Genomic DNA, 12,872 nt, shown 5'->3' on the forward strand with positions numbered 1-12,872 from the left:
ACAGCTTCTCTCCTTCTTTATTTCTTAGTTGTTTAAGCAAATGAAAATGGTACATGTAGAATAACATAGTTACATTTATGATTTTTGATTTTTATTGCTAAAATTAATTTTTCGTAATAACAAAGAAAAGCTGTGTCAAAATTTAATCACAATTAAATTTTTGACACAGCAATAAAATACTACGTAAACAACTTATTCGGTTATTAGGTGTTTGCTGCTACTTGCATTGCAGTTGAATCACGATAAATAATTTCACTTTTTAGTAAGAGCTTCATCATCGGCTCTGTTGGATGCTGTCGTCGGTTCAACAGACGTTCCACAGCTTTTTTGCCAAGCATTTCTTTTGGCACATTTACTGTAGTAAGCGCAAGCTCTCCCATATAAGAATCCTCGATATTATCAAAGCCTGTTATTGATAACCGTTCTGGAACAGAAACTCCTCGTTCCTGTACTGCTCGCAGCACGCTTAGGGCGATGGCATCATTGGCACATACAATGGCACTAGGCAATTGTTTAAGCCTTTGCAGCCACTTCCTGATTTGTTCAATAAAATGTATGCTGTCATACCCTTGCAAATTTAATAGGCTTAATGCAAGGTTGACATTATCTCCTTTGTCCACTCCTCGCCCTTGACGAAAACCATGCTCCTCCATCGCTGCTCGATAACCTAAAAAACGGTCGTAAAAACTGCGCGAAAAATGAATATTTCCAACAAAGGCAATTTGCTCATTCCCACTATTCAATAGCTGCTTCGTCAGACGATACGCAGCCTCGTAATTGTCGACAAAAATGCTATCCAGTGGCAGCAGATCATCTTCATGGTCAACTAGCACCATTGCAATTCCGAGACGATGAATGGCAAGCAGCATTGCTGATGAAATCTCTCCGACGCCAATCATTCCCAGTATCCCTTCAGGATTAATGTAACCAGTTAAGCTGTCCGCATTTTGCTCAGAGAGAATAATCATGCCAATTCCACGCTTTTCCAGCTCTGCTGATATGCCATCAATAATTCTTCCCCAGTAAAGCGATTCCTTCGTTTGAAAACGCACATTAGGCATTAATACAAGCACAGACTGCTTATTTGCTCCGTGAGACTGCACTTGTTGTTGATTAATAAGCGACGGCTTAACGAGTGATCGTTGGGAAAAGTATCCTAATTGAGCTGCTGCCTCAATGACTTTCGCTTTTGTTGTCTCGCTAACTCCACCTTTGCCCGAGAGCGCTTTTGATACAACAAATTTAGACACGCCTAAATAATTAGCAATTTGCTGCATCGTTACTTTTTTGGACATCAAATTTCCCACCTTAATACTTCAGTAATTTTCTAGCTTCCGCCCAGCGTTCATTGTATTCGTCGAATACTTCTTGTAAATTAGGGGCGGCTATCCATTCTTGTACAGATAAACCAGACCATAATGTAATATTTGCCTTACTTGCAACCTCAAGTAATTCATCACTAGGAATTTGCCGTTCCACTAGAATGCTGCCAAAGGATAAAAACTCCTTATATTGCGGCAATGATGGTTGCTTTGTAGTGTCGATTGGTAAAAATCCGGAATCATCAATATAATTTGATTCATGAATGAAATATTGTATCCATTCCAGTGCAAGCTCCTTTTGCCCACTATGTTTACTAATTGCTACAAACCAATCAGGGTTAAGCGGAGAATATATCGGTTCCTCATTGCGATAAGGAAAAGGGAAAAATCCTATCGAATCGGGCTCAGCTCCTAATGAAATAAGCTGATTAATAATCCAGTTACCAAGAAAATACATTCCTGCTCTGCCTTCAACTATTTCTAGCTTAGAGGCTTCCCATTGATTGGAGATAAGGGAACGCTCCACGTAGTTGCGTTCGATTAGTGTTTTAACAATTTGCAGCGATTGTCCCCATTCGTTATTTACTTGCCACGGCGCTTCATCGTCGACCATACTATTTAAATAATCTGCATTTCCGTTCATTACACTTACCAGCTCTTCGCCCCAATTCATTAGCGGCCATTGCGCCCCATAGTTTAAATAAATCGGAACGATGCCAGCTTCCTTAAGCTTGCGGCATGCTTCAAAAAATTCATCAAGCGTCGTCGGAATTTTTTCAATGCCTGCCTGCTCAAATGCCCTTTTGTTGTACACAATTCCTGTCGCTGATGAACCGGTCGTTATTCCATAACGCTTACCGTTATATGACTTATAGTCAGCAAAACGTATATTTTCAAACAAACTGTCAGGCAAAGGCTCAAAATAGGTTGGTAAGTCTTCATTTTTCAAATAATTAGGAATGAGCAGTACATCCCCATAATCTTGCGTTGACAATCTTGCAGAAATATCGGAGACATAATTAGCTAATCCTTCAAAGATGAGCTTTACCCCAGGGTGCTGCTGTTCAAATGCTTTAGCGTATTGCTCGAAGGTGCCATTTTCAATTAAGTCCACACGATTGCTTAAAATATGAAGTTCAATTTGCTTAGTCATTTTATCCTGCTGCAATACATGATTTGTCGCCTCTGGTGGAAGCTGCTTCTGTTTAGCACATCCAACTAACATTCCACATATTAGCGTGATTATAATTAGCATCACCGAAGAAAAGCGCTTATTCATTTACCACTAGCCTCCTTTCGACAGGAAGTCGAATTTCTACGACGGTTCCTTGTCCTGGCGTACTTGTTACAAAGAGTCCATACTGCTCACCGTACTGCAGCTTAATCCGCTCATTCACATTTTTTAAGCCTATTCCGCCATCTGTTCGTTTACTTTGCTCTGGCTCTTGTTGCTTCCCTTGCAGTCGGTCATTAAGCTGATTTAGTATTTCTGACTGGATGCCTATTCCGTCATCTGTGACAAATAAATTAATTGCTTGTGGAGTTATCTCCGATGTTAGCGAAATATTCATCTGACTTTTACGATCATCTAAGCCATGATAAATGGCATTTTCGACAATAGGCTGAAGCATTAGCTTTATAACAGGCTTGTCTAGCAGTTCCTCTGCTATATTACAGTGCAGAACAAAGCGATTAGGATAACGATAATTTAATAATTCGACATAGTGCTGTACATGCTGCAATTCCTGTCTCAGCACGGTATAGCTATCCAAATTGCTTATGCTGTAACGCAGCAGCTTACCAAGTGTCGCAATCATATCTGCAGTTGAACTGTCATCATTTACCTCTGCACTCATTCGAATACTTTCCAGCGTATTGTACATAAAATGCGGGTTAATTTGATTTTGCAACGCCTGCAGTTCAGCTTTATTCTTTTTCTTCTCCAGCTCATAAATATCTGCTATCAGTTGCTCAAGGCGAACCGTCATACGATTAAATTGATTACCAAGCAAACCAACTTCATCATGATATTTCACTGGGAATTTCACTTGGAAATTTCCTTCTTGTACTCGCTTCATTAAGTTAGCCATAGCTCGCAAAGGCTTTGTAATCGCATAGGAGAGTACAATTGCTACTGCGATTGAGCCTATTGTCGCTAATATCGTCGTAAGCCAAATTACATTGCGAATCCCTGCTGTTTCATTAGTCAGCTCAGATACAGGAATCGAGGTAATAACCTTCCAACCAGTCCGTTCAGAGGTTGAATAAATACTTAGCCATTCTTCTCTATCAACTATCTGAAAAAAACTGCCCTTAGCCAGTTTCGCCGCCTGGACAACCTCTTGATCAGCAATATTGCTAGCAATCCATTGCTTTTTGCTGTCGTAAATAACATTGCCAGACTGATCAACAATAATGGAGCTGCCCTTTGTGACTTGGTCAAGCTCCTTCATCTGATCTTCAATTACACTAATATTGGCATCAATAGCAATTAAACCGATCGATTGAAAATTTCGATCCATAATTTTTCGTACAACAGTGAAAGCAAACTTTTCTGACTGTAAACTGCTAATATATTTTTCAGTTGAAAGTAATGCTGCTTCTCCGCCTAGCTGCTCAACTGCCTCCATCCAACGAGTATAACTTTGTTCAAGCTGACTTCTTACACCTCCAGAAACGATTGAGTAATAGCTATTGCCGTATCGATCAAACAAATAAACTGAATTGGCTCCTCGCTTAATCGTATTTATAAAGCTAAGCTCTCCCTCAATACTGCGTTGAATCGACAAAAGCTGCGGAAAATTATCTGGCATTGTTTGCTCGTTATAGCTGTACTGTCTCTCCGCATAATAATCGTTAGAGAGGATTAGATTTTTTTTCAAATCATCGATGTAGACTGGAATCGATGAAATACTCATCATATCTTCAATATAATCGTCTACGCGCACCATCATACTCTCTTGCATTTTCATAGAGTAAGCGATCGTTTTTTGCTCTATCGATTGCGTATACTTAAGTGAAGTATAATACCCGATTAAAAAAAGCGGGATTGTCACTAACAATATAAAGGAAAGCAGAAGTTTGCGATTCATTTTCATATCTCCAAAACGCCACTTCAATACCTTCACCAGCTTTCCAGTAAAATTATGTTTATCCTGCTCTATATAAAAAATAAGTTTTGTTAGTTATTATAATAACATATACACTAACAAATATCACAAATAGAATACAGTTTTTCTAATGTAAAGTAAATCTAGAGCAAAGCAAAAAAGCCGCCCCCAAAGTGATATGCTCCCCTCAAAGTAGACACCTGAAATAACAAAAATCAGGACTACTTTTGAGGGGAGTTTTCTATGAGTAGAAAAGGAAAAGGAATTAGCTATGAACTAAAATTAGAGGCAGTAGAAAAATATCTCCGTGGACAAGGAAGTCTACGAAGTATTGCACGTGAATACGGAATCGGGAAAACTACTTTTCGGCAGTGGATCGCGAATTATGAATCCATGGGTCCATCAGGACTTCTCACTACGAATACAAACAAACGATATATTGCAGGGTTGAAAACCGCAGCGGTCCAAGCATATCTTCGTGGAGAAGGAAGTCTGGAGGAGATTTGCAAGAAATTTAAAATCCGTAGTAGAACACAGCTTCGCAACTGGATCACGTTGTATAATAATGGTCATATAGATCGATGGGAAAAAAGCCAAGGGAGAGGGTTCTATATGACCAAGGGACGAGCTACCACATTGGACGAGCGAATCGAAATGGTAAGCTTCTGCTTAGCTAAAGGCAAAGACTATGGCTTAACCATGGAGAAGTACAACGTATCCTATCAACAGATTTATAGCTGGGTACGTAAATACGAAGAACGAGGTGTAGATGGACTCATTGACAGGCGGGGGAAACGTAAAACGCTAGACGAAATGAGTGAAGTCGAACGGTTACAGGCAGAGAATAAAATGCTTAGAGCCGAAATCGAACGAAAGGAAATGGAGAATGCGATCTTAAAAAAGCTTCAGGAAATCGAAAGGAGGCGGTACTAAGCGGAGTACGCCAGGAAAAGCTTTACCTAGTTGTAAAAGAGCTTCATGAACAAGAAGGATATCCGATCGCAAAGATTTGCGAGTTCCTGGACTTAAACAGATCATCCTACTACAAATGGCTACGCCGCGAAAAAAGTGCTCGGGAGCGAGAGAATGAAGACTTGCTCCACAAGCTTGGGGCTATCTACGCAGAAGTTTATGGGATATATGGATATAGGCGACTGACAGATGAACTGAACGCAAGGTACGAGACCCAGTACAACTACAAGCGAATTTACCGCCTGACTCAGCTAGCTGGCATCAAAGCGGTGATCCGGAGAAAGCGTCCACATTACCAGCGTTTCACACCAGAGGTTACGGCAGAAAACATATTGAATCGAGACTTTACGGCTGAGAAACTAAATGAGAAATGGTTAGCTGATGTCACAGAATTCAAGTATGGCAATAACGAAAAATTGTATTTAAGTGCGATTCTCGATCTGAAGGATAACAGCATTATCTCCTTTGCCATGGGCAAGAGCAATAATAACCGACTAGTATTCGACACCTTTGACTTAGCCGTATCCAGATACCCTGATGCACGCCCCATCTTTCATAGCGACAGGGGATTTCAGTATACCAGCAAACAATTTAAAGCCAGATTAGACAAGGCGGGGATGGCGCAGAGCATGTCGCGTGTAGGTCGTTGTATCGATAACGGCCCAATGGAAGGGTTCTGGGGCATCCTCAAATGTGAGATGTACTACCTGAACGGACATTTTGAGAATTACGAAAGCCTTGCTAAGGCAATTGAGGACTACATACACTTTTACAATTACAAGCGTAGACAGAAAAGGTTAAACAAGCTGCCTCCGATGACCTACCGTCAGCAGCTTGAAAATGCAGCATAAAAATGGACCCCGTAATTAACGGAGTCCAGACATTACGATTTTTGTTATTTCTACTGTCTACTTGACAGGGAGCAGTTCAAAGCAGGGAACGGCTCTGTTCTATTCAATTAACTATAAATGAACTATTTTCCACTTCTGATTATTGTGGTTGCTATCCCCCCATTGACCGACATCAGATCCATTAGAAGTGCGCCCCATTCCGTCAAGATATAGTCCTGTTGAGCAGTTTTTAAATCGCACATTGCCACTGCCTGCATTTTCTAGGCTCCACTGCTGGTTATAATGTGTGCTACTTTGCCACTGGCCCGCTGCAGAACCGTTAGAAGTATGACCTAATCCGTCTAAATATAGTCCTGTTGACCGATTTTTAATCTTCACAAAGTTTCCGTTCCTTTCGATAACCCATTGTTGATTGTAACTAGTGCTGCTTTGCCATTGACCAGCAGTTGAACCGTTCGACGTTCTTCCCATTCCATCCAAATACAAGCCAGTTGCGAAGTTCTGAATCTTCACATAACTGCTGCTGCCCCCGCCAAAAATTGGTGCGAGCATGCTCGTTTGCATAATCCCGTTAGGACCATTAACAACCGTATTTCCCCAATTAGTCAAACTTGTACCAGACCAATCATAGGATAAATCGAGATATTCGAATCCAGGGCCATTCCCCTTCCAAGACCAAGCAAGCCAACCTACTCCCCTTTGTTGGGTATAGCTCATTATTGTAGCTTCATCGACGTCTCCATTTGTGTGCATATGACCAAATTCACCAATAATGAGAGCCAAACCTTTATTTAATACATTGTCAATATTATTTTGAACTTGGGTAGCATTTCCACCGGCATATTCGTACATGTGAATTGAAAACATTGTATTTCGCTGCGGATCACTGTTTAATACCTCTTGACCTTTATCAACAATGGATTGCGGATATTGTCCCCAGCCTGCAGCATCCACAATTAACGTATGATTAATACCGGCGTTTCTAAGCTTAGGAATTGCTTCTTTATATCCATTTGCCCATCCGTTGCTATCCCATGTGCCATACCATTCATTAGCAATATTAATAAGCACTCGGTCTTCCTTGCCTGCCAAAATGTCTTTCAAACTAATCCAGTAGTTTACAGCACTATCAAGAGCAGTAAGCGAATCGCTTCCTGTCGTATCATGCACCTCAAGGATGGTGATTAGTTTGTATTGATTCGTTAAATTTAACAAATTGCTTACTGTAGTTGCATCGTCTTTTGTATACAATGATCCGTCAGATAATACAATTCGGACTGTGTTTGCTCCAGTTTGAGCAATTGCCTGTATCGCAGTAGCGGAGTCATTCTTGTACCAGGAGTGAGCATGATTAATTCCTCTCATAATAAAAGGATTGCCTGTAGAGTCGTACAAATTGTTACCGCTTACATAAAAACCTGAAGCAGCAAATGCTGGCTTAGCCGGTAATACCGAAAGAATAAAAGAAGCAATGAATAGACTAGCAACAATCAACATTAAGCGAACACGATTAAACATATTCAATGTCATATTAATTTTTATCCCCCATCTCTAAAATTTTTTCATTTAAATGCGTAATTAATGCGTAATTTTTCCCCGATTTTCTAGGTTATTGAGCATCATACTAAGCATTTATTTCCCTTGATAAGCAAGCCCCCTCTCTTAAATTGCAATCATAGCAGCCTGTTCAACTAGACTACTTTGTTGCCGTGACAATAGCGCGGCAACATTTTGTTAGCGCTAACAATTATATATTATGAACGTTTTTCCAATTTAATGCAATATTGTTAGCATAAAATTATCATTTTGTTAGTACTAACTAATAAAATTTGGACTAATAGTTATCAACAAAAAAATAAAAAAGCAACTTGGAAGTACCAAGTTGCTGGAATAGTTCAATGAATTTGGGCAGTTGACTCTCTGTAGACAATTGAAGCAGAGAGGAGTAACGATTCTCTTGTAAAATTTAGATATTTCATTTTTTCGAGAAGCATATGCACGGCGCGTCGTCCCATCAGTTCCTTTTCCACATTTACAGTGGTCAGACTAGGAGTATGAGAAGAAGCATCTTCAATATTATCAAATCCTGTAACCGAAATTTCGGAAGGAACAGAATAACCCAATTGCTCTAAAACATTGATAACGCAAATAGCAATTGCATCATTTGCACAAACCAATGCTGTAGGCATATTTCCAGAGGTATGCTCTGATTGCAAGATTCTTAATATCTCTCGTTCATGTTCCGCTCTATTTTCTCCGTTCAACGCACAGAGTGGATCTTTTGGCACGAGCTGCAACCCATGCTTTTCCATACAGTCACGAAAGCCTTCCCATCGCCACATGAAGCTAGCAGAATATGTCGTATTGCCTACAAAGCGAATTTTTTTGTGTCCTAGCGATATTAAATGGTCCGTTAACTTAAATACGCATTCCCAATTGTTTACGAATATTTGAGATGAAACGATTAACGGTTCATCGTGATCAATCAAAACTATAGGCACGCCTAAGCGACTTACTTCCTGCAACACATTTGTTGCAATTTCACCAACACCAATAAATCCATGAATATTATTATTATCTACAATTGACAGTAAACTATCGACTGTTTGATCCGTAATTACAATGCCTGCCATATCTTGCGCTCGTAATTCCTGCATAACCCCTTCAACAATCTTTCCCCAATACAAAGAATCTAGTAAATGATTACGAACATTCGGAATTAATACAATAATTGTTTGCTTATCCGTTTTGGTTGATTCCTGTTGAGTGCTAGTCTTGCTCTTTGTTCGTGGATTAAATTGATAGCCAAGTTTAACAGCGGTTTGAATTACATGCTCTCTTGTATCTGCATTAACCCCAGGTTTGCCAGACATCGCTTTGGATACGACATATTTCGAGACACCTGCTGCATCTGCAACATGCTGCATTGTAACTTTTTTACTCATAAGTACGCTCCATCGGTTATCCTATTTTCAGAATCAGTTAGCATTTATTGATATATTATACCTTAACCTAACAAGAATAGATACTACAGAGCAATAGGTTCTAAAAAACAAAAGAGCCGCCTTTAAACTCTGCTGCTCCCTTTTCCTTTATCTAAGGCAGCAGGGTTTAAAAAGCGGCTGGAAGAACTTTTTGCTCCGGAGCTTTACATTGCACTCAATGTTTCAGTTAGCACAGGAACAATTTGTGATTTACGAGATACTACTCCTTTTAGCAATGCAGTGTTGTTTTCTAGCTTAACATTAAAAGCTTTTTCTACTGCTTCTGCTTTAGAGCCTAGTGCTAGCGCTACAGAATCGTTGTTTAGAATATCTGTAGTTACAAGCACGAACAGATCAAGACCTTTTTTAGCGATAATGTCTTGCAATGCAGCTTCTAGTTCTGCTTGGCGAGACAATACATCATTTGTGTCCACTGCGTTAATTTGCGCAATTTCCACTTTATAGTTACCCATTGAAAACTCTTTAGAGTCAATAGAAATTAGTTGTTCAATCGTTTTATCGCTCAAATCTGCACCAGCTTTAAGCATTTCTAGACCGTACACTTGTGGGTCAACACCAGCGATTGCAGCCAGTTCTTTTGCAGCAGCTACGTCTTGCTCTGTGCATGTTGGAGATTTGAATAGCAGCGAGTCGGAAATAATCGCAGATAGCATTAAGCCTGCCATTTGTTTTGTTACTTCGATACCATTTTCTTTGTACAGCTTATTAAGGATTGTTGCAGTACAACCAACTGGCTCCGCACGGAAATAAAGCGGCGCGCTAGTTTCAAAGTTTGCGATACGATGATGGTCAATTACCTCAACGACACGCACTTGATCAATATCGTCTGCACTTTGTTGGCGTTCATTATGGTCAACAAGAATAACTTCACTAACTTCGTTAGCTACAGTTTTTACTAGACGAGGTGCTGTTGCCCCAAAATAATTCAAAGCGTAGTTTGTTTCACCGTTCACTTCACCAAGACGAACTGCTTCTACATCAGCCCCTAGCTTAGTTTTAAGATCTGCATAAACGATTGCCGAAGTAATCGTATCTGTATCAGGATTTTTGTGACCGAAAATCAAAGTTTTTGCCATTACATACTACTCCTATTCCTATTAAATATTGTCGCTTCATACAATTCATCATCTATTATACTGCCGCAGGCAATCATTTCCTAGCCCTTTAAGCAGGCTTAGTTTTGCTTATAAAACGCGGAAATTGCGCTGGCAATTGCCTCTTTATCGCCAGCAATTCGTGTTTGACGTTGCTCCTTGTTAAATAGAGCTTTAATTTGCTCTGGGAACTCTTGTTCAATGCCACAAAGCTCAATTGCCTCGTTAAATTTAGCAGGATGCGCTGTTGCAAGGGAAACTGTAATTTCTCCAGCTTCAGCACATTGCTTAGCTGCCGCAACACCACAAGCACTGTGTGGATCAAGCAAATAATCGTTTGACGTTTTAATGCTTGAAATCGTTGCTAAACATTCTGCACCAAGTACACCATGAGCAGCAAACTCGGCTTGTACTTTAGCTAAAGCTTCGCTAGAAATTGAGATTTCTCCCTCTACTTTAAATTGCTCCATTAGCTTTGTAATTAGCTCTGGATCTTCGCCAAGCACATAATATAAGTAACGCTCGAAGTTGCTCGCAACTTGAATATCCATAGAAGGCGAGTACGTCATGCGGAAATCTCCTGGCATATAGACGCCTTCTTTAATAAAGCGCTCAAGAATGTTATTTTCATTTGTTGCCAAAATTAGCTTGCCGACAGGTAGTCCCATACGTTTTGCCATATAACCAGCAAAAATATCACCAAAATTACCTGTAGGAACGCTAAAGTTCACTTTATCTAATCCTACATTGCTCGCAACTTTGAAATAAGCATAGAAGTAATAAACAATTTGCGCCATAATGCGAATAAAGTTGATGGAGTTAATTGCTGCCAAATCATGCTCTTTTTTAAACTGCAGGTCAGCAAACAACTCTTTAATAATGCGTTGGCAATCATCAAAGTTGCCATCAACAGACAAGTTCAAAACATTTTTATCTTGAACTGTAGTCATTTGCAGCTCTTGTACCTTGCTCACTTTTCCATGTGGATGAAGGATACAAATTTTAATTCCGTCCTTGCCACGCACACCTTCAATTGCAGAAGCTCCTGTATCCCCTGAAGTTGCACCTAATATGTTAATGTTCACTTTTTTCTTTTGTGCTACATATGAATAAAGCTGACCCATAAATTGCAAGGCAACATCTTTAAATGCAAAGGTAGGGCCATGGAACAGCTCTAACAAATAAAGCTCATCGGAAAGCTTTGTAATTGGTGTCACTTCAGGATGACGGAAAGTGCTGTAACTATCCGCAATTAATTTTTTTAATTCATCCTGTGGAATTTCATCATTAGTAAACAGTGTAAAAATTTCATATACAAGCTCAGTATAGCTTAATTTACTCCAAGCCTGTAATTGCTCTATTGAAATTTGTGGAATTTGTTTAGGTACAAGCAGACCGCCGTCATTACCTAATCCCATCATAAATGCGTCAATAAAGCCAATACTGTCTACTTTACCTCTAGTACTAATGTACTCCATTATTTAATCCTCCTGCTTTCTTGCACTTTCGTACACATCTAATAATAGCATTTTACCATCGTTTGCTTGAAAAATGAATGAAAGATTTTCTATAATCTATGTCTTAAAACAGCTCTAGCTGTTCAGCTTGCTTAGGCATTGCTTCAATCGGGTCTCTGCCATCAGGTGTTTTTTGACCAAGCATCACCATAAATTGCTTAGCATTTAATGCAGCATGACCGCCTGAGTTATTATTAAAGATAATACAGACATCCTTACTTTGCTCCTGCAGCTGATACACCTTTGGCAACCACTCCTGAAGTTCTTCCTGTGAATATTGATAGAGATAACGCACTTCTCGCCACTTATCATCACCTGTATCATTCCAGCCTTCCGTATTTCGGCCATGTAATCTAACGAGCGTCAGCTCATCATGTGTTGCCTGAACAATCGTTGGCACACTGCCTTCTCCGGCTTGCGGTTCATCACAAACACAATGAATCCAGTTCTCTTTACGCATAAATTGTAACGTCTTCTCTCGCATCTCGTCTGACCACCAACTCTGATGACGGAACTCTAGCGCACAAGGGATATCCCCCATTCTCTGCTTTGTTGCCCTTAGCACCATCACATGCTTAGTCATACAATCAAACCAAGGCGGATATTGAAATAACACGGCAATTAGACGGTTACTATCAATTAATGGCTTAAGCATCGCCAGAAAGGCAGCATACATTTCATCGCGTTTATTGCCGATTCCGATACTGCCCCGCTGATGCCCTGTCATGCCTTGATAAGCTTTAACGATAAATTTAAATTGTGGCGGAGTTTCCGCAATCCATTTTTGCATGCGTTCAGGTGATTGAATCGCATAAAAAGTACTGTCGATTTCAACGATGGGAAAATGTTTGCTGTAATGAGCAAGTCGTTCATTACTTTTAACGCTTTTTGGATAAATGGAGTCATGATCTCCCCAACCACCGAGACCAATCGCTATACTCATAAGATTCTCCCTTAACATGTAATCATTAATACGTTTACTTTAACAGGAGAAGGCACGA

9 protein-coding genes and 1 pseudogene are annotated in these 12,872 nt (G+C 39.9%); 2 read left to right on the top strand and 8 right to left on the bottom strand.

From position 1 onward, the window contains the following. Positions 1–203: 203 nt before the first annotated feature. The 3 genes from AC2TDL_RS03805 to AC2TDL_RS03815 are packed head-to-tail and all read right to left on the bottom strand — an operon-like array spanning position 204 to position 4,414. Complete coding sequence (locus AC2TDL_RS03805) at positions 204–1,295, bottom strand: LacI family DNA-binding transcriptional regulator (protein WP_484698883.1); 1,092 nt, start codon at positions 1,293–1,295, stop codon at positions 204–206. A gap of 13 nt (positions 1,296–1,308) precedes the next feature. After that, positions 1,309–2,601 carry an ABC transporter substrate-binding protein gene (locus AC2TDL_RS03810; protein ID WP_484698884.1) on the bottom strand — a complete coding sequence of 431 codons (1,293 nt, stop codon included), beginning with the start codon at positions 2,599–2,601 and terminating at the stop codon, positions 1,309–1,311. After that, positions 2,594–4,414 carry a cache domain-containing sensor histidine kinase gene (locus AC2TDL_RS03815; protein ID WP_484698885.1) on the bottom strand — a complete coding sequence of 607 codons (1,821 nt, stop codon included), beginning with the start codon at positions 4,412–4,414 and terminating at the stop codon, positions 2,594–2,596. The genes AC2TDL_RS03810 and AC2TDL_RS03815 overlap by 8 nt, the downstream gene beginning before the upstream one ends. Before the next feature lie 261 nt (positions 4,415–4,675). Here AC2TDL_RS03815 and AC2TDL_RS03820 point away from each other — a divergent pair, with 261 nt between their 5' ends. Continuing rightward, complete coding sequence (locus tag AC2TDL_RS03820; protein WP_484696083.1) at positions 4,676–5,365, top strand: helix-turn-helix domain-containing protein; 690 nt, start codon at positions 4,676–4,678, stop codon at positions 5,363–5,365. A gap of 20 nt (positions 5,366–5,385) precedes the next feature. Then, a pseudogene (locus tag AC2TDL_RS03825) lies at positions 5,386–6,255 on the top strand (IS3 family transposase); the annotation flags it as partial. A gap of 111 nt (positions 6,256–6,366) precedes the next feature. Here AC2TDL_RS03825 and AC2TDL_RS03830 read toward each other — a convergent pair. From AC2TDL_RS03830 to AC2TDL_RS03850, 5 genes are all read right to left on the bottom strand, one after another. Beyond that, positions 6,367–7,785 carry a cellulase family glycosylhydrolase gene (locus AC2TDL_RS03830; RefSeq protein ID WP_484698886.1) on the bottom strand — a complete coding sequence of 473 codons (1,419 nt, stop codon included), beginning with the start codon at positions 7,783–7,785 and terminating at the stop codon, positions 6,367–6,369. A gap of 365 nt (positions 7,786–8,150) precedes the next feature. Continuing rightward, positions 8,151–9,200, bottom strand: a complete 1,050-nt coding sequence (locus tag AC2TDL_RS03835) for a LacI family DNA-binding transcriptional regulator (protein WP_484698887.1) — start codon at positions 9,198–9,200, stop codon at positions 8,151–8,153. 203 nt (positions 9,201–9,403) lie between these two features. Beyond that, positions 9,404–10,336, bottom strand: coding sequence for a manganese-dependent inorganic pyrophosphatase (locus tag AC2TDL_RS03840; RefSeq protein ID WP_484698888.1), 933 nt, complete (start codon positions 10,334–10,336; stop codon positions 9,404–9,406). A gap of 98 nt (positions 10,337–10,434) precedes the next feature. Continuing rightward, positions 10,435–11,832 carry a threonine synthase gene (gene thrC / locus AC2TDL_RS03845; RefSeq protein ID WP_484698889.1) on the bottom strand — a complete coding sequence of 466 codons (1,398 nt, stop codon included), beginning with the start codon at positions 11,830–11,832 and terminating at the stop codon, positions 10,435–10,437. A 103-nt stretch (positions 11,833–11,935) separates the two neighbouring features. After that, positions 11,936–12,814, bottom strand: a complete 879-nt coding sequence (locus AC2TDL_RS03850) for a DUF72 domain-containing protein (RefSeq protein WP_484698890.1) — start codon at positions 12,812–12,814, stop codon at positions 11,936–11,938. Positions 12,815–12,872: the final 58 nt, after the last annotated feature.

This window comes from Paenibacillus sp. plas6 (assembly GCF_057221655.1).